This window comes from Vibrio sp. Y51_MX_L26, from assembly GCF_024181935.1.
Taxonomy (GTDB): Bacteria; Pseudomonadota; Gammaproteobacteria; order Enterobacterales; family Vibrionaceae; genus Vibrio; species Vibrio diabolicus.
The window spans coordinates 1,083,510-1,102,268 of sequence record NZ_JAMZAS010000001.1; the positions used below are offsets into that span (position 1 = coordinate 1,083,510).

The following is an 18,759-nucleotide window of genomic DNA, read 5'->3' on the forward strand; positions in this document are numbered from 1 at the left end:
GACAATGAGGCTATTTTTGTTTGGATATTCAAATTTAGTTTTACCGGACTTAACTAAGCAACTCACCTTAATAATATTCGCCGTACGAGCAGTCTCGTAAGTCTGAAATACTGTAGTTTTTCAAAGAGTTGATTTTAAAGTTAAACACCACCTGTTTACAGACGACACCTTCACGATCGGTATAGGTAATAAAGCCTTCACTGTAAGCACGTTTGCCATCAGAAGACGTAACATCGGCCACGAGTTCTAAATGCCCTTTGTGCGCCTCTACGCGATTCATCATCTCAAACACATCCATCCACTCTTCGCGATTTGCCATTTGTATCAACATGGATTTGGCCTGTGTTTCCAACTGCTGCGGATACACGTAATAACGGTTGTAACCAAAGTATGCGCACATCAGTAATAAAACGAGTGCAAATGAGGTTGTTCTTGTCATGCAAGCGGCCTCTTGTTGTTATAAAAATCCTGCTTCGTTAGTTCAGTATAGGAAGCGAGCAAAGTTTAGGTCATGGAACTTGCTCAAATAACAGAGAACAGTCAGAGAGAGTCAATTCTATGACAAGCTCAGCACAGGTTTAACTTATGCAACACAACAAATTCTAAGGGCTTTAACTATGGAATATGCACACCGATCTGGGTTGTCACCATGCGGTGATCTGAGCCTTGTGGTAAAGCAGAGGATTCACGAGAGCAGATGATTCGCTGTCCTTGCTCAGATTTTAGCCACAAATGATCAATACCTATCATCATCGGCTCTGGCACGTTGATGCCTTTGATGTTAGTTGGCCAGCTCGTCACTGGCGCGGTTTGAAAACTCGGGAACAGCGTAGCAAAACGAGGGCTAACCGAGGAGAGATTGAAATCCCCCACAACCAACACCTCTGGCTCGGGATAAAGCGCGGTCAGCATTTCTATGGTTCGCACCAGCGCATTTCTTTGATGCCAAAGCTCGCTGGTTCTTGGTGACGGTGGATGAGCCGCAAACAAAGTGATCTGTGCTTGACCTTTAGGCAACCAAACCGCTCTGATGACTTCTTGTCCATTTGGCGCACGATAAACCGAAACCTCCGTGATGGGGTGTCGGCTAAGAATCATCAAATTTGATGGATACCCCACGTTACGTTGGCCACCATAATAATGCGGATAGACATCATCCAACATGTGCAAAAGGCTGCCAACACGCGGCGTCAGCTCTTGCATCACCACCAAATCAGCAGGATACCTCAACAGATAGTTGATGAACTGATTGATGTCCGAGTTTTCGTAAAAAAGATTGAATTGAATGACGCTCAACGAGTGCGAGCAAGACGCCACATGGCTGCGCTGCGACGGAACAAGTAACGAGACAAACAAAATAGCGACAAAGGCAGAAAATGCACTTTGCAACCATCGACGAGTGATGAAAAACGCCGAGGCTAAAGCAACGTAAGTGAACACAATGAGGGCGGGAATCGAGGTAAGATTCTCCGCCCACCAAATATGTTCAATTTGCCTGACAGCCAGCCAAATAAGAGCGGGTAGAAGCAATATGATCCACTTAAAAACGCTCGGCACACGCACTGCTCGTTTCGCTATTACATATCATAAGCTTAAATGCAATTTCTCAACTCGCCAGTGCGTGAAGTGTTGATGTTAGACGTGGTGTACCGCTTCCTCGACAGGCTCTGGTTGAGCAGCCGTTTCACTGATTTCAATCTTCACCGCTGCGACTTTGAATTCAGGAATTTTCGCATGCGGGTCCGTTGCCGTAGTCGTCAAGCGATTGACCGGCGATTCAACGAAATGAAACGGGATAAACACGACGCCTTTTTGCATTCGCTTGGTCACAAACGCATCAATTTCGATGCTGCCACGACGAGTCGACACTTTTAGGCGCTGACCATTATGGATACCAATTGCTTCGGCATCTTCAACACTGATCATCGCTCTTGGCCCAGCAAGGTTATCCAACCCTTTCGTTTTGCGTGTCATCGTACCGGTGTGGAACTGTTCTAGCACACGCCCTGTTGTAAGCACCAAAGGATACTCTTCATCAGGCAACTCGGCTGCATAACGGAACGGTACGCCCACCATTTGCCCTTTCCCTCGGGTAAATTGGGTTTGGTGCATAATACGAGTACCGTTTGGATTGTTCTTGTTACTTGGCCATTGAACACCGTTCGGCGTGATCGCGTCCCAACGCAATCCTGCATATTGCGGCGTTACACGCGCAATCTCGCTAGTGATTTCAGAAACGCACTGGTAATGCCAATCGCTGCCCATCGCGTTTGCGATCGCTTGAATGATCCACCAATCTTCTTTCGCCTCACCCGGCGCTTTCACTGCCGCATTAACGCGCTGCACGCGTCGCTCAGTATTGGTGAAGTGACCGGATTTTTCCGCAAATGAACAAGAAGGCAATACCACATCGGCGTCCTGCGCCGTCTCGGTGAGGAAGATGTCTTGCACGACCAAGAAGTCGAGTGCTTCCAACCCTTCAATCACGTGTGCTTGGTTTGGATCACTCAGTACTGGGTTTTCGCCCATGATGTACATTCCACGAACTTCTCGTTTGCACGCCGCATCGATGATTTCCGTTAGGGTAAGCCCTTGCTCAGAAGGTAAGTTCGGCGCATCCCACTCAATCGCGAATTTCTGACGAACAATCGGGTTATACACTTTTTGATATCCCGGATAGCAGTTCGGCAATGCGCCCATATCACACGCACCTTGCACGTTTGACTGACCGCGCAACGGGTTAATGCCACCGCCCTCGATACCGATGTTGCCACACAACAATTGCAGGTTAGCAATCGAACGAACGTTGTCGTGACCCGTCGTATGTTGGGTAATGCCCATTGAGTAATACACCGCCGTGCGTTTTGCTGTACCGATCATTCGCGCCATCGCAAAAATATCGTCCGCTTTTACGCCCGTAACCAACTCAACTTTGTCGAGGTTGTACGCTGGCGACATTACCTCTTGAAGCAAGGTATCAAAGCCGTCGACGCGCTCTTCGATGTATTCTTGATCGTACCAACCATTTTTGATGATTTGCTGCATCACGCCGTTGAGCAACATAACATCCGTACCCGGTCGATGCGCTAAGTACAGCTCTGCATGTTCGGCCATGTCTACTCGTTTCGGGTCTGCCACAATCAAGCGTGCCCCGTAATGACGAATCGCCTGTTTGATATGCGAAGCGATGATCGGGTGCGCAGATGTGGTGTCAGAACCGATAATAAAGATCACATCGGAATGCTTAATGCTTGGAATGTCGTTGGTCATCGCACCACTCCCCAACGATGCTTCAAGCCCTGTCACACTTGATGCGTGACACAAACGTGCGCAGTGATCAACGTTGTTCGTACCAAGTTCACGACGGATGAATTTTTGAAACGCGTAGTTATCTTCGTTAGTGGTTTTCGCTGAAGAGAATCCGGCCAGTGCGTTGCTACCAAAATCTTGCTTGATGGTCGAAAGCTTCGAAGCCACGAGCTGAATCGCTTCGTCCCAACTTGCTGGCTGCAACCAACCATCTTTACGAATCAGTGGTGTCGTTAAACGCTCTTCGTTGCTAATGAAATCAAAACCGAAACGGCCTTTCACGCACAGCATACCTTGGTTAACTGGCGAATCCGCCCCTTTTACATAGCGGATTTTGTTTTGTTGCTCATCGACAAACATGGTCAACTTACAACCCACACCGCAGTAGGTACAAATGGTGTCGACGGCTTTTAGGTGTTCGGTTCTACCTTGAGAACGATCACGGCTATCCACCATCGCGCCCGTTGGACATGCCTGAACACACGCCCCACATTGCACGCATTTTGAATCGCCCATGAGCGTCAAACCGCTGCAACTTGCGCCTTTTTCATCGGAGCGGAATCGTGGACGATCATCTGGTCTTAAAGCTGGTCGGCCATTTTTATCCGACACAAAACTCAACACACCATGTACCGCTTGCTCGCGGCATGCTTGAATACACTGACCACAACTGATGCAGCGGTTAGCATCAAATTCAATGAACTCAGAACTGCGGTCTACTTCGTATTTATGACGAAGATCTTTCGCACGTAAATCGAGCCAATCTTGATGACCAATCACGTTAGCAGAGGAAACGTCCACGGAAACATCGAAATGTTGCTCGGCATGATATTCCGTTGAGTAATCTCGCAAGGCACAGTCGGTATTCGCTTGGCAACCACACTCTAAGCAGCGCGCCGCTTCTTTCATGGCCTCTTCGTTATCAAAGCCCAGTTCCACTTCAGCAAAACTCTGCTCACGCTGTGCTGGCGTCAATTCCGGCATGATTGAACGAGCAACTTTTTGGATATTTTCGAAATGAAGTGGGTCAACCTGCGCCAGTTTTTTCTCTTTACGAGAGTTGAACGCTGGTTTCGGCATGTCCGCCATATCGCCATCGAGGAACAGATCAATCGCTTTTGCCGCAACTCGCCCATCTCCCACTGCTTCAACCGCTGTTGCAGGACCACGACGAAAATCACCGATACTGAAGATATTGCCCGTACCCGTGTGCATGGTTTGCGAGTCGGACTCAGATGTGTTCCAACGCGTTAGAGGAATGGACAGCTCATCGTTTTCTAAGAAGCTGAGATCCGGCTTTTGCGATACCGCTGCAATCACGGTATCAAATGCTTCAGTAAAGAACTCACCCGTTGGTTTCGGGCTACGACGACCAGACGCATCTGGCTCACCTAACGCCATTCGTTCTAATCGAATTGCCTTCACGCGGCCGTTTTCATCCGAGATGCTTTCCGCCGGATTCGTTAAGAAATGGAACTTCACACCCTCATGTTCAGCTTCGACGATTTCGTAGTCTTCGGCTGGCATTTCGTCGCGAGTTCGACGATAGATCAAAGTGGTATCGGCACCCGCACGACGCGCCGTACGCGCACAGTCGATCGCAGTGTTACCACCACCAATCACGGCAACTTTTTTGCCCGTAACGTAGTTTTGCTCTGTAACGTAATCTTTCAGGTAATCAACACCGAGGTAGCAACCGTCCAACTCGCTACCAGGATACTTCATTTCTACCGCTTGAGACGCCCCCACTGCCAAACAGACAGCATCGTAGCCTTCACTCAATTGAGACAGCGTGAAATCAACACCAAGCTTTTTGTTGGTTTCAACTTGCATACCGTTGCGGCACATCAGTTCGATTTCTTTGTCTAGAATGTCTTTGGGTAGGCGATATTCAGGAATGCCGTAGCGTAGCCAACCGCCTGCTTTTGGCATGGACTCAAATACGGTGACGTCATAACCTTCATTCGACAAGTAATAACCTGCCGTTAAGCCACCGGGGCCACTACCAACAACGGCGATCTTGCGATGCTTCGCTGGTTTTTTCTCTGGGACATACGCTTCATGCGCCGCTGAATCTGCGTCTGCGGCATGGCGTTTGAGTTGGCGAATGGCAATCGGCTCATCCACCAAAGAACGGCGACACTCACTTTCGCAGAATGCCGGACACACTCGCCCAATCGACAACGGCATTGGCAGTGTGCGTTTAATCACTTCAATCGCTTTTTGATGATCGTTTTGCGAGATATGGTAGAGATAAGATTGGATGTCTACCCCAGCAGGACACGCCGTTTTGCATGGAGCTTCACAGTCTGCGTAGTGGTCCGTCATGATTCGGTTGAGCGCTTTTCTGCGGTGCTCACTCAGTTGTTCTGATTGTGTGACGACATTGAGACCGCGGTACACTTTGAGATCACAGGCGCGCTTAGTTCCGCCACTTTCCACTTCGACCACACACAAATCACACGGAATTTTCTCGTTACTTTTGTTCATTCCGCACAGTGAAGGGATTTCGACCCCGCACACTTTGGCTGCTTCCAGAAGGGTTAGCCCCTCTTCTACAATTCTATATTTTCCATCGATGACAATTTCTATCATACAACCCCCGAAGCAGGCACACTAAACCTTACATTCTATAAGGATAAACCCTACCATGGAAAGTTCGTGTGACAAAAAACTCACTAGCGAGATATTTCTTAGCGATTAATATGTCCAATTGACTTTAAGATGTAGAACTCATTATCTCGAAGTGGGTTCGGTATAATCCTTGACTTTACCCCTAGGGTAACCTTTATTATTTAAGGGTTACTCGATATATAAGCTCATTTTGACTGGAAACCGTATGCGTCTGAAATCATTGCATACAATTTGGCTAACGTTATGTACAACGCTGATACTGCTGGTATCTAGCGTGGTTAACAGCGCGCCTTTAATGAGCCTAAAAATGATGTCGAGTGATGCCATGATGTCTGTTCACATGACGGAAATGGCAAGCGAGAACGATCACTGCGGCTCCCCGAGTATGAGCATGGAGATGGCCTCATCGTTGAGCTCCGACTCTGCAGAGATGACCATGAGCTGTGTTGATGGCTCCGGTATGATCCACAATTGCTGTACAGCATCTTGCTCATTCGTTTTTGTCCCATTACCAGCCACTGACAACCAGCTCTCCCCATTGGCTTGTCGCGCATCCATTGCCTCAGAAATTACCGCACCAGTGGTACAAGTCACCCATGATTTGTATCGGCCTCCGATAGTTTAATCCATACAAAGCATTCGACCCTGCATCGCTTTGCAGGCAGTTTCTTTGCGCCCAACTGATAGCGTGCTCACCTCAGCTATTCGCTCGTAACTCCATTTGTTACCTGCTATTTAGCGATAAAAAAGTGCGTCATCCGTTTGGCAAATACCAACGCTCTCATGCTCGGTTCAATCGATCCGAAACGCAAAAGAGCTTGGTATCAATTTGGATGTAAATTATGGAATTCAACCCAAATCGCTTAGTGGCACCAGTATGCTCACTGGCTCTGGTTGCCCTACCTGCTTTCAATGTGGTGGCACAATCGCCAGCCAATACGAAAGCACAGCAAGAAGCGCAAGCTCAATCAATCCAAACTCAGTCAACCAATGAGCTAGCAAACCTCATTAGCGTTGCGTTGAGTAACGATGGCAACCGTAAGCAGTTCTATGCTCAATCGGAAGCAATGCGTGAAACAGGCGTAGCCAGCGCAACCTTGATGGACCCGAAACTGAAAGTCGGTTTTGGTGGTTTGCCTGTCGATAGCTTCAAATTTGACGAGGATCCGATGACCAATATCTCCGTCGGTTTGATGCAACAGTTCGAACGTGGCTCGACGCTCGATCTTCAACAAAAGAAAGCCAATCAACAAGCCGATGGTTTGTCGCTACAAGTTCATGCACGGGAACTTGAAGTGGCAAACAGCATGACTCAGCTTTGGTTGGAGCTGGGCTATCAGCAGAAAGCAGAGCAAATTTTGCTAGAAAACCGTCGGCTCATGACGGAAATGGAAAACTTCATTCAAACCAATTACTCAATCGGCAAAAGCGAAGCGCAAGATTTACTGAATGCACAGCTTCAAGTGAGTAAGTTGGATGAAAAGCTGCAAGCCAACGCACAAATGCAGCGCCGTTTGGTCTCGCAACTCTCAGAATGGTTGGGCTCTGACTGGCTCAATACCTATACCCAAAACGGACGCTCAACACTTCAAGCCAGCAACACACTGACTTGGGCGTCATTAAACCAAAAGTTGTCTGCAAATAACGAAACGACCAAGCACTACCAACAGTTGAGTGAGCACCCGATGGTAAAAATGGCAGACGTAAGTATTTCTGCCAATGAAACTCAAGTGGACATTGCAGAGCAAGCTTACACACCTCAATTTGGTGTGGAAGTGATGTATGCCTATCGTCAAGCCAACAATATGAAAGGCGAACCAGCATCGGATTTGGTGAGCGCGTATCTCACAATGGACATTCCCCTGTTCACTGGCAATCGCCAAGACCGCAACTTAGCTGCCGCCCAGTATCAAGTGGGTGCCGCTCGTTCACAAAAAGATACGTTACTGACTCAGATGAACGCAAAGGTCAACACATTGCTGGTTGATCGCGCCAACTTGAGTCAGCGTTTAGAGCGTTATCAATCCACCTTACTTCCCCAAGTTCAATCTCGTATTCACGCGGTAGAAAGGGGTTATCAAAACAATACCGCACAGTTTAATGATGTGATCATGGCAAGCACAGATGAGCTGGCACTAAAGCTCGAACAGCAACGTCTTATTACCGATTTAAACATCGTAAACAGCAACTTAGCGGCTTTATTGGGTGGTTTCGAATATCAAGTATCCGCACCCAACATCACGACTGAAGCAAGCGCGAACTAAAACAAAACATGAGAGAACCCAAGTTTGGGGACGATGGCGAATGCACACCAATAAACAATCAACATCGCTGTCATGCCTCATGGGGAAAATAAGGAATTAGGAATGAGTTCAAATTCAATCAAGATAGCAACCATCGCTCTGCTTGTTGGCGGGGCACTAGGGTTTGGCGTTAATCAGTACCTATCTGGTGCAAACCACGACATGAGTGGCTCAGGCGCTAACGCTGCAAGCAGCTCAAACGAGCCACTCTATTGGGTTGCTCCAATGGATCCAAATTATAAGCGCGACAAACCGGGCAAATCGCCAATGGGCATGGACTTGATCCCAGTGTACGCTGAAGATCTCGCGGGTGAACAAGACAAACCCGGCACGGTAAAAATTGACCCATCAGTTGAAAACAACTTAGGTGTAAAAACTGCTCAAGTCTCTTTAGAGCAACTTTCACCTCGGATTGAAACTGTCGGCTATATCGCGTTTGACGAAAGTCATTTGTGGCAAACCAACGTTCGCGTGGCCGGCTGGGTTGAAAAGCTTTACATCAATGCCGTGGGTGAAAAGGTCAAAAAAGGCGATGTGCTGTTCACGCTGTACTCGCCTGAGCTAGTCAAAGCACAAGAAGAGCTGCTGAACGCCTACCGAACTGGGCGTAATGGCCTGGTGAAAGGCGCGACAGAACGTTTAGTGACACTGGGTGTTGATCGTTCTCAAATCAGAGCCATCACTCAACGCGGGAAAGCATCGCAAACTATTGAAATTAAAGCTCCGGAAGATGGCGTCATCGCGAGTTTGAACGTTCGTGAAGGTGGTTACCTATCCCCTGCTCAAGCGGTGATCAGCGCGGGCCCACTTGAAAATGTATGGGTGGATGCCGAAGTATTTGAGCGCCAAGCTCACTGGATGAAAGCAGGAAGTAGCGCCACTATGACGCTTGATGCTATTCCAGGCAATGAATGGAAAGGGGTTGTCGACTACGTATACCCTATTCTGGATCCTAAAACTCGTACCTTGCGTGTACGCCTCAAGTTCCCTAACCCGAATGGCGATCTTAAACCTAATATGTTTGCCAACATTGCCCTTCAACCAGTCACTGATAACGCAGTTATGACGATTCCTAAGTCTTCCGTTATTCGATCCGGCGGTATGACCCGAGTCGTGTTGTCTGAAGGCGATGGTAAATACCGCTCAACGCGCATCAAAGTTGGGCGTGAAGCCGACGACAAAATCGAGGTGCTGCAAGGTCTGTCTCAAGATGATCGCATCGTAACCTCTGCGCACTTTATGTTGGATTCGGAATCGAGCCAAACGGCTGATCTATCCCGTATTTCATCACCTACTGAAGCCAAAGTAGAAACAGTTTGGGCTAAGGGTGAAATCACCGATGTGATGAAAGATCACCGTATGTTGACCATTAATCATCAGCCCGTAGCAGAGTGGAATTGGCCGGGTATGGTCATGAACTTTACCCTCGCAGATGACGTTGATGTGGGCACTCTGCAAAAAGGCCAAGCTATCGAGTTTGAAATTCAGAAAACAGAGTCCGGTCAATATGAAGTCGTTGACTACAAAGCCGATGACAGCGTTTTCGTGACTGACGTATGGATTACCGGAGATATCAGCATGTTGATGGCGGATTTTGGGATGATAACTCTCAACCACCTCCCAGTTGCAGAATGGAACTGGGAGGCAGGAGAGATGAACTTCTCTGTAGGTAATGAAGTGGATCTATCCGGATTCAAAGAAGGTCAGAAAGTCCGATTTCTAGTTGAAAAACAAGGAGCTGACTACGTATTGAAGCAACTTGAAGCGGTTGAGGGCTAACTATGATTGGAGCAATAATCCGCTGGTCGATCAAAAACCGTTTCATGGTTTTGATCGCAACCTTAGCGCTTGTTTTAACCGGACTTTACAGTGTAAAGAATACACCTGTAGACGCCATTCCGGATCTTTCTGATGTTCAGGTGATCATCAAAACAAGCTACCCAGGCCAAGCACCTCAAGTAGTTGAAGATCAAGTTACTTACCCGCTAACCACCGCCATGCTCGCCGTACCAGGAGCGGAAACCGTTCGTGGTTATTCATTCTTTGGTGACTCATATGTTTATATCATTTTTAACGATGATACCGACATGTATTGGGCACGTTCGCGCGTTTTAGAGTACCTAAGCCAAGTAGCACCTAAATTACCACCGAGTGCAAAACCGACATTAGGACCAGATGCAACGGGTGTGGGCTGGGTCTACAGCTATGTACTGCAAGATAAAACTGGCAACCATGATCTTGCTGATCTACGCAGTATGCAAGACTGGTTCTTGAAATATGAGCTGCAAACCGTCGATGGCGTCTCTGAAGTCGCAACCGTTGGCGGTATGGTGAAGCAATATCAAGTTCAGATTGACCCAGCTAAGCTACGTGCTTACAACCTGACACTGCAACAAGTGAACATGGCGATCCAAAACGGCAATCAGGAAACGGGCGCCTCTGTTGTTGAAGTAGCAGAAGCGGAACACATGGTTCGCACTACAGGTTACCTAACGAGTATTGAGGATATTGAATCACTTCCGCTCAAAGTGACACAGAAAGGTACACCGCTCTTACTGGGCGACATTGCCGACATCAACTTAGGTCCGCAAATGCGTCGCGGCATCTCTGAGCTTAACGGCGAAGGTGAAGCGGTTGGTGGCGTTATTGTCATGCGATTCGGCGAAAACGCGAGTGAAGTCATCAGCAAAGTAAAAGACAAACTTGAAGATTTACAGCGCAGCTTACCGGATGGTGTAGAAATCGTGCCTACTTACGATCGCTCCACGCTGATTAACGCTGCCGTAGAAAACTTGTGGAAAAAATTGGCGGAAGAATTCATCGTCGTGGCGATTGTTTGTGCCCTCTTCCTATTTCACATCCGTTCGTCTTTGGTGATCGCGCTGAGCTTGCCCGTTGGTATTTTATCCGCGTTTATCGTCATGCATTCTCAAGGCATTAATGCCAACATCATGTCGCTCGGGGGGATTGCCATCGCCATCGGTGCTATGGTGGATGGTGCCATCGTAATGATAGAAAACGTCCACAAGCATATTGAACGAACGCCTCTCACGGATAAGAACCGCTGGCAAGTGATTGGCAAAGCCGCTGAAGAAGTGGGCGCGCCCCTGTTCTTCTCACTACTTATCATCACGTTAAGCTTTGTGCCAGTATTTGCACTGGAAGGTCAAGAGGGCAAGATGTTCTCCCCTCTCGCCTTTACTAAAACTTATGCAATGGCCGCAGCGGCAGGTTTGGCAATTACCCTCGTACCTGTGCTCATGGGTTATTTCATCCGTGGCAACGTATTACCAGAGCATAAGAATCCAGTAAATAGAGGCTTAATTGCGCTGTATCGCCCGTTGCTGAATACCAGCCTCAAGTATCCTAAGAGTATGATCGTTATCGCTTTAGGCCTAATGGCGTCAGCTTACTATCCAACCAGTCAACTGGGTAGCGAGTTCATCCCACCATTGGATGAAGGCGACTTGATGTACATGCCGACTACGTATCCGGGAATCTCGATTGGTAAAGCACGTGAACTAGTTCAGCAAACTAACAAACTGATCAAAACCGTACCGGAAGTCAAAACGGTTTGGGGCAAGATTGGCCGTGCAGAAACGGCTACCGACCCTGCGCCACTCACTATGATTGAAACTGTTATTCAGCTAAAACCTCACGATCAATGGCGTGAAGGCGTGACGACAGAGTCGTTACGCAAAGAGTTCGATGAACTGATTCAGTTCCCGGGACTCACCAACGCATGGGTAATGCCGATCAAAACGCGTATCGACATGCTTGCGACGGGCATTAAAACGCCAATTGGGATCAAAATCGCAGGCCCAGACCTGAAAGAGATCGAAAAAATTGGTGCTCAGCTGGAACCTATTCTTAATAGCGTTCATGGCACCTCATCTGTATATGCGGAGCGTGTCGCGGGTGGCCGTTACGTGACGATTGATATCAAACGCCGCGCAGCTGCGAGATATGGATTGAGCATCAAAGACGTTCAGCAAGTTATCTCAACAGCTGTTGGGGGTATGAATGTTGGAGAAACCATTGAAGGCTTGGAACGCTACCCGATTAACGTCCGCTATCCGCAAGATTACCGTGACTCGGTTGTTAAACTGCAAAACCTACCACTGGTAACCCCCAACGGCGCACGCATCGCACTCGCAGACGTGGCAGATATTCGTTATGAAGATGGTCCACCGATGATCAAAACCGAAAACGCGCGTCCAAACGGTTGGGTTTTCGTGGATATCGAAGGTCGTGACCTAGGCTCATACGTCGTGGAAGCACAACAAGTAGTAGCAGATCAACTTGAATTACCTGCGGGTTATTCGCTGGCTTGGTCAGGTCAGTACGAATACATGGAACGCGCCAAAGACCGCTTAAGTGTCGTAGTACCAATCACTATTGCGATCATCATGATGCTACTTTACTTCAGCTTCCGCCGTGTGGGTGAGGTGCTGATTATCATGCTGACGCTGCCTTTAGCAATGGTTGGTGGCTTATGGCTGATGCATTATCTGAACTACAACTTCTCTATTGCCGTGGGGGTTGGGTTTATCGCCCTCGCCGGCGTTGCGGTGGAGATAGGCGTCATCATGCTGGTGTATCTCAACCAAGCGTGGCACCACCGAAAACTGGATGCAGAAGAGAAACAACGACCGCTTCAAGCGCGAGATCTTACAGACGCAATTCGCGAAGGCGCTGGCTTGCGTGTACGGCCTGTCATGATGACCGTATTAACGGTAATCATTGGTCTTATTCCAATCATGTACGGTGAGGGGACAGGCTCTGAAGTGATGCAACGCATCGCTGCACCGATGATTGGTGGCATGGCCTCTGCCCTGCTGTTAACACTGCTTGTGTTACCCGCCATCTTCAAGCTGTGGAAACAGCGTGAAGTGAAATCAACTCAACACCAAGACAAATAATAACGAGCGCCATTATTCAGAGAGTAATGGCGCGATAGCTCATTGATAGTAAAGGAAATCAACATGAAAAAGACTCTTATCACTCTTGCTCTAACCATGGTATCGAGTGGCGTATTTGCTCAAATGGATAACTCAAACATGAACCACGAAAATATGGAGCATGGTCAAATGGATCACGGTTCCATGAACATGGATAAAATGCCGATGGATCATGGAAAAATGGACCACGGTAAAATGGATCATTCTGGTATGAGCGGCATGCCGGGCATGTCAGCGGTTGGTATGCCTGCAAATGGCGCAAAACCAGACAAAGTCGTTCATGTACTCTTAACGGATGATATGAAAATTACATTCAAAAAAGATGTGACAATAGAACCGGATGATGTGGTTCAATTTGTGGTAATGAATACAGGCAAAATCAATCACGAATTTACCATTGGTTCAGCAGAAGAACAGCTTAAACACCGTGAAATGATGAAAACCATGTCTGGCGATCACATGCATGACTCCGGCAATGCGGTCACAGTTGAACCAGGCAAAGCGAAACAACTCCTGTGGCACTTCCATGGCGATAAAAATGTAGAGTTCGCGTGTAATATTCCCGGTCATGCAGAAGCCGGCATGGTCAAAAAAGTGGAACTGTAGTGAAACCGGATTTACGCATTCACACGGTTCTTAGACGTTAAATGTAAATACAAAAGGAGCTGATTCAGCTCCTTTTTATTTCACCCCAAATACTAGATTATCGCATCACAAACAGCTCTTCATGATAGTGATGTTCTGTATCAAAACGATATGCCTCTAACTCTTTTTTCAGGGTTCGAGAAAATACCTCCGGTCCACAGAAATAAAACTCATAACGCGATAAATCGCCGCATTCCTTCGCAATTTGTTCAACATTAAGTCGAGGTGAAATCGCAGTATCTATCACGTTCAGTTTCACTTGTGCCTGACGCGCAGCATTCCACAGTTCATCCACTAAATGACTATCTAAGCCACGTGTGCAATAAAACAAATGCACTGGCGGATGTATTTTTAACGCTTTCAGTGAAGATAAGATAGCAAAGAACGACGCTATCCCGACACCACCAGCAATCCAAACTTGCGGCTTGTTGACATCAAACTCTAAACGTCCATACGGCCCTTCAACAACAACCTCATCGCCCGCTTTCACGCGCTGGTACAAATTGGTCGTGAAATCGCCTAGCTCTTTGATCAAAAAACGGACCTCTGGATCGTGCTCACCTGAAACAATCGTAAACGGATGTGGATCTTCATTACCAAAACGAACGTAAGCAAACTGTCCTGCTTTGTGCGCTTGCCAAGGTTTTCCTTGACCGTTATTGCTTGGCGCCAAAACCAGCTCCATCACGCGCGCTTGAGGGAAGTAGCGAGTCGACACCACTTTGGCTGGATAGCGGTTTGCTCGCCCGACAAAACCGAACAAGCTGTAAGTCGCAGCCGCAGAGCCCATCAATGCAAAACCTAAAGCGACAAAATGAATGGGATCGCCCCAGTATGCATGCTTTATCAATAAGACCGAATGCAAGGCAACCATCAAATACACCACAGCCATTAAACGATGGGATAACTTAAACGGTTTGTATTTAACAGCAGTCCAGAGTGACACTACCAGCAATGCCAATAACAAATAAAAGCCCCACTCACCTAAATCCAAACCTACATCACGCAGTTCTTTAACCCATAACTCCAAACCAACGAAGTTATTGCCCGATGGCCCTGCTCCAGTGTGTTTTAGTGGTTTTTCCAACCAACCAGCAGCAACGAGCCACTTCGGCACTTTATACATAAGCCAATGGATCACACCTAAACTGACGCCTGCTATACCTAACCACTTGTGTACTCGATATGCCTTGTCCATACCATGAACCCATTGCTCTATCACAGGTAAGCGCAGCGCCAGCACCATCGCAATAGACATCAAAGCTAACGACAAAACACCAGAATATTGAATAAGCGCGGAGCGCCATTGGAAGAATTGGGTCGAGGAAAGCAGTTGCGGTTCACTCATCCACCACAACACAGACACGGCGGCAATTATCATCCATACAAAATTTCGTACAGTTTTCATGAACATCACTCTCAAATTGACGACAACTCTAGTTTAGTTTTTCTAGCGTAATGCAACGTCAATATTCGTAAAGTTGAGTAAACCCACAATATACCTAAGGTCAATAACAAACTTGGAGGTATTGCGCAGAATCCTACAAAAAATCGACATGGATTTAACAGTGGTTAGAGTATTCGCTCGTTATAGTTTGCGTAACATCGCCACAGTGCGAACCAAAACCAAAATGAAGAACACGACGCATGAAAAAGTTATTTTTGTTGGCTGGGCTAATGGTTTGCTCAACCCTAAGTTACTCTTCCCAACTGAATGAAGACATTTCTCTCATCGAACAACAAACCTCAAGCAGAATTGGAGTCTCGGTTTGGGATACGCAAACCGATGAGCGCTGGGATTACCGTGGCGATGAACGCTTCCCACTCATGAGCACATTCAAAACCTTGGCTTGCGCCACAATGCTAAGTGATATGGACAGCGGTAAGCTAAGTAAAAATGCGACCGCGAAAGTCGATGAGCGCAGCATCGTTGTGTGGTCTCCAGTGATGGACAAACTCGCAGGCCAAAACACACGCGTAGAACACGCTTGTGAAGCTGCGATGTTGATGAGTGATAATACTGCTGCCAACTTAGTATTGAATGAAATCGGCGGCCCTAAGGCCGTGACAATGTTTCTGCGAACTATTGGTGATAAAGCGACGCGCCTAGATAGATTAGAACCACGTTTGAACGAAGCGACACCGGGAGACAACCGCGACACAACCACACCTAACGCCATGGTAAACACTCTGCGAACCTTGATTGAAGGAGAAACGTTGTCTTACGAGTCTCGCGTGCAATTAAAAATCTGGATGCAGGACAACAAGGTTTCAGACTCGTTAATGCGTTCAGTATTACCAACAGGTTGGTCTATCGCCGACCGCTCTGGTGCGGGTGGTCACGGTTCGCGTGGTATTAACGCAATCATATGGAAGGAAAACCATCGTCCTGTTTACATTAGTATCTATGTCACAGAAACCGAGCTATCACTGCAAGCCAGAGACCAGCTCATCGCGCAAATCAGTCAGTTGATTTTACAGAAATACAAAGATAATTAATTCACTGCGTACATATTTACTTTCCTAAGTTTACCCTCTTTGCCCTTCTCTTCCCTGAAGGGCTTTCCTATTCTTTGGTTCTACCTCAAAAACACCCCTTATTGAGTAATGACTTACTTATAAATAGGTATAACATTTATTCATTTAGGCGTGAGTTAACGCCCACATTAAGCAATTGAACACACATAGATGGCGATAAATAAACCATAATCTTACGTAGAAACGCATTTTTCTTGAAAATAGCTTCGTGTAACTTATTGTTGGTATTTGCAACATCGCAAGGAGATGTCTATTGAGACTTGAAAGAACTTTTAACCCTGATGACTTATCGATGCAGAACATGGAAAGTCCGATCTGTATGCCGATAGGGTTTGTTCACTTTTTAGCTCAATCGGAAACATTGCAGCAGGTGCTTGATACGGTCGCAGAATGGATAAATCGTATATTCAATTCCGACCGCGCGAGTATCACGCTTTATGAAAATGATGATCATCTGAAGGTCTACTCTTTCTCTGGTAATAAAGCGATTCCGGCTGAATTCTTGGTACCTATTCACCAAGCTTTTGTTGGCCGAGTGTTCAAAAAACAACAACTGATGATCTGTGACGATGTCACTCAATCTGATGAGGTCGATTGCGTGATGCTGGCATCCAATGGCATGGGGACGTGTATGGATGCGCCTTTAATGCACGGTAAAGTCTGTTTGGGCACGCTCAATGTTGCACATCACCAAACGCACACTTATACAAATGAACAAGCGGCACAGCTTCAGTGCATTGCTAACTGGATTGCTTTAAACATTGCCCTTCATATACAAATTATGAAAATGGAGCATCTCGCCACAACGGATGATCTGACTGGCATTCCAAACCGCAGAGAATTCATGCGACAAATCGAAAGCCGCTTGACTGAATACCGTACCCAAGGCATTGACTTCCATGTTGCTATTCTAGATTTAGACAACTTTAAGAGCCTTAATGATCGGTTTGGTCATGATGCTGGCGATAAATCGCTGATCCATGCAGTCAACACCATTCAAAGTCATCTACTTGACTGTGACTTACTTGCCAGAGTTGTCGGTGAAGAGTTTGCCATCGTACTAAGAAGCCGCTCATCGCAAGAAGCCCTAAACACATTAGAAACGATTCGCAATGCGCTAGAAACTACGACGATTCAACACTCAGGTCGTGATATGAGCTTTACCGCTAGTATTGGTGTAACTCAAGTCTGTAGCTTGGATGACTCGTTTGAACCACTCGTAAAACGCGCCGACTTAGCCCTTTACAAAGCCAAAGAAACCGGTAGAAACCGTGTTGAGGTTCATAAAACAGAAGAAAACTAGAAAAGAGAGTGATAAAAAAGGTAGCGACTTGTTGCGCTACCTTTTATAAATTCTAACCCGCCTAAAATAAGTAATACGAACTTTAAGCCAGTTTAGAAATAAGAGTGAGCAAATTTAATTATGCTTTCTTAAGATCTTTAGCTGGGTAAGTTAGCGTTTTCTCGCCTGCTTTTACGTGTGTGTAAAAACCGCCACTGCTTAAACCTGTAACAACCATTTCGCCAAGATCGATACCTTTAGTCGCTACTACTACGTCACCGATTGAAAACATATTGAATACCTTGTTTATTTAGATTAAGACACTAAGTCGTTGCGCGGTATTTAATATGATATTAGGCAAACCACCTAATCGAATTTTTTATCGTAAAGATTAATTTTTATTTGGCGTGAACTCTAAGTTTCCATATTGAAAAAAACACAATATTTCCCAAAAACAGATGCGCTATTCTTGTTAAATACGTTAAGATTTTCTAGCATCAATTGCGGAGGTTTACTCCGCCTCATTGGAGATAAATGATGAAGAAAGGCCTAAAAATGCGTGCACTAGAACGCTCTGATTTGCGCTTTATTCACGAACTAAATAACAACCGAAATATCATGGCCTACTGGTTCGAAGAGCCCTATGAATCTTATGATGAGCTCGAAGAACTGTACCGAAAACATATACATGATGACGCAGAAAGACGCTTTGTGGTTGAAGATGAAGACGGCATAGTGATTGGATTGGTCGAACTTATTGAGATCAACTACATTCACCGAAGCGCTGAGTTTCAGATAATCATCGCCCCAGAGCATCAAGGACGAGGTTATGCGACAGAGATGATTAATCGTGCATTGGATTACTCCTTCTCGATTCTTAATCTACGTAAAATATACTTATTAGTCGCAGTGGATAATGAAGTCGCTATTCATTTATATAAGAAATGTGGTTTTACTGAAGAAGGCCATTTAGTAGAAGAATACTTTATTAACGGAGCCTATAGCGATGTTAAGCGCATGTATATATTAAAACACCAATATCAGAAAAAGATCGAAGAAAAGAACGCGATTCACTAATTTATTCCAT

The 18,759-nt window shown here is 46.5% G+C and carries 13 protein-coding genes; 8 read left to right on the forward strand and 5 right to left on the reverse strand.

Annotation, left to right across the window (positions count from 1 at the left end):
- Window positions 1-67: 67 nt before the first annotated feature.
- From NL645_RS04650 to fdhF, 3 genes are all read right to left on the reverse strand, one after another.
- Window positions 68-439, reverse strand: coding sequence for a hypothetical protein (locus tag NL645_RS04650; protein ID WP_005391248.1), 372 nt, complete (start codon window positions 437-439; stop codon window positions 68-70).
- Between the two features lie 176 nt (window positions 440-615).
- Window positions 616-1,557, reverse strand: coding sequence for an endonuclease/exonuclease/phosphatase family protein (locus tag NL645_RS04655; RefSeq protein ID WP_253651296.1), 942 nt, complete (start codon window positions 1,555-1,557; stop codon window positions 616-618).
- A gap of 78 nt (window positions 1,558-1,635) precedes the next feature.
- Window positions 1,636-5,904 (reverse strand): formate dehydrogenase subunit alpha, encoded by a 4,269-nt coding sequence (gene fdhF / locus NL645_RS04660; protein WP_253651297.1) that lies wholly within the window; start codon window positions 5,902-5,904, stop codon window positions 1,636-1,638.
- 244 nt (window positions 5,905-6,148) lie between these two features.
- Between fdhF and NL645_RS04665 the strand changes: the two genes are divergently transcribed.
- The 5 genes from NL645_RS04665 (at window position 6,149) to NL645_RS04685 (ending at window position 13,813) form a co-directional block, all read left to right on the forward strand.
- On the forward strand, window positions 6,149-6,568 hold the full coding sequence (locus NL645_RS04665) for a hypothetical protein (RefSeq protein ID WP_164665794.1): 420 nt from the start codon (window positions 6,149-6,151) through the stop codon (window positions 6,566-6,568).
- Between the two features lie 217 nt (window positions 6,569-6,785).
- Window positions 6,786-8,207: a TolC family protein gene (locus NL645_RS04670; RefSeq protein WP_253651298.1), complete on the forward strand. Its 1,422-nt coding sequence runs from the start codon at window positions 6,786-6,788 to the stop codon at window positions 8,205-8,207.
- A gap of 102 nt (window positions 8,208-8,309) precedes the next feature.
- The gene (locus NL645_RS04675; protein ID WP_145535531.1) at window positions 8,310-10,025 is read left to right on the forward strand and encodes an efflux RND transporter periplasmic adaptor subunit; all 1,716 of its coding nucleotides are present in this window, start codon (window positions 8,310-8,312) and stop codon (window positions 10,023-10,025) included.
- A 2-nt stretch (window positions 10,026-10,027) separates the two neighbouring features.
- Window positions 10,028-13,168 carry an efflux RND transporter permease subunit gene (locus NL645_RS04680; protein WP_253651299.1) on the forward strand — a complete coding sequence of 1,047 codons (3,141 nt, stop codon included), beginning with the start codon at window positions 10,028-10,030 and terminating at the stop codon, window positions 13,166-13,168.
- A 63-nt stretch (window positions 13,169-13,231) separates the two neighbouring features.
- On the forward strand, window positions 13,232-13,813 hold the full coding sequence (locus NL645_RS04685) for a cupredoxin family protein (protein ID WP_053313544.1): 582 nt from the start codon (window positions 13,232-13,234) through the stop codon (window positions 13,811-13,813).
- A gap of 97 nt (window positions 13,814-13,910) precedes the next feature.
- On the opposite strand, the gene NL645_RS04690 is transcribed toward NL645_RS04685, so the two are convergent.
- The gene (locus NL645_RS04690; RefSeq protein WP_253651300.1) at window positions 13,911-15,260 is read right to left on the reverse strand and encodes a ferric reductase-like transmembrane domain-containing protein; all 1,350 of its coding nucleotides are present in this window, start codon (window positions 15,258-15,260) and stop codon (window positions 13,911-13,913) included.
- A gap of 239 nt (window positions 15,261-15,499) precedes the next feature.
- Here NL645_RS04690 and blaCARB point away from each other — a divergent pair, with 239 nt between their 5' ends.
- On the forward strand, window positions 15,500-16,351 hold the full coding sequence (blaCARB, locus tag NL645_RS04695; RefSeq protein ID WP_047008407.1) for a CARB family carbenicillin-hydrolyzing class A beta-lactamase: 852 nt from the start codon (window positions 15,500-15,502) through the stop codon (window positions 16,349-16,351).
- A gap of 292 nt (window positions 16,352-16,643) precedes the next feature.
- A complete protein-coding gene (locus NL645_RS04700; protein WP_253651301.1) occupies window positions 16,644-17,693 on the forward strand; it encodes a sensor domain-containing diguanylate cyclase in 1,050 nt (349 codons plus the stop codon).
- Window positions 17,694-17,811: 118 nt separating this feature from the next.
- On the opposite strand, the gene NL645_RS04705 is transcribed toward NL645_RS04700, so the two are convergent.
- Window positions 17,812-17,964 carry a hypothetical protein gene (locus tag NL645_RS04705; RefSeq protein ID WP_005375418.1) on the reverse strand — a complete coding sequence of 51 codons (153 nt, stop codon included), beginning with the start codon at window positions 17,962-17,964 and terminating at the stop codon, window positions 17,812-17,814.
- Window positions 17,965-18,209: 245 nt separating this feature from the next.
- Here NL645_RS04705 and speG point away from each other — a divergent pair, with 245 nt between their 5' ends.
- Window positions 18,210-18,749, forward strand: a complete 540-nt coding sequence (gene speG / locus NL645_RS04710) for a spermidine N1-acetyltransferase (RefSeq protein ID WP_253651426.1) — start codon at window positions 18,210-18,212, stop codon at window positions 18,747-18,749.
- The last annotated feature ends 10 nt before the right edge of the window (window positions 18,750-18,759 follow it).

Excerpts from the sequence above, each read along its gene's own strand:
- NL645_RS04670 (WP_253651298.1), top strand. The coding sequence starts at position 6,786 with ATGGAATTCAACCCAAATCGCTTAGTGGCACCAGTATGCTCACTGGCT.
- NL645_RS04685 (WP_053313544.1), top strand. The coding sequence starts at position 13,232 with ATGAAAAAGACTCTTATCACTCTTGCTCTAACCATGGTATCGAGTGGC.
- NL645_RS04650 (WP_005391248.1), bottom strand. The coding sequence starts at position 439 with ATGACAAGAACAACCTCATTTGCACTCGTTTTATTACTGATGTGCGCA.
- NL645_RS04690 (WP_253651300.1), bottom strand. The coding sequence starts at position 15,260 with ATGAAAACTGTACGAAATTTTGTATGGATGATAATTGCCGCCGTGTCT.
- NL645_RS04675 (WP_145535531.1), top strand. The coding sequence starts at position 8,310 with ATGAGTTCAAATTCAATCAAGATAGCAACCATCGCTCTGCTTGTTGGC.
- NL645_RS04665 (WP_164665794.1), top strand. The coding sequence starts at position 6,149 with ATGCGTCTGAAATCATTGCATACAATTTGGCTAACGTTATGTACAACG.
- fdhF (WP_253651297.1), bottom strand. The coding sequence starts at position 5,904 with ATGATAGAAATTGTCATCGATGGAAAATATAGAATTGTAGAAGAGGGG.
- NL645_RS04680 (WP_253651299.1), top strand. The coding sequence starts at position 10,028 with ATGATTGGAGCAATAATCCGCTGGTCGATCAAAAACCGTTTCATGGTT.
- speG (WP_253651426.1), top strand. The coding sequence starts at position 18,210 with ATGAAGAAAGGCCTAAAAATGCGTGCACTAGAACGCTCTGATTTGCGC.
- NL645_RS04705 (WP_005375418.1), bottom strand. The coding sequence starts at position 17,964 with ATGTTTTCAATCGGTGACGTAGTAGTAGCGACTAAAGGTATCGATCTT.
- blaCARB (WP_047008407.1), top strand. The coding sequence starts at position 15,500 with ATGAAAAAGTTATTTTTGTTGGCTGGGCTAATGGTTTGCTCAACCCTA.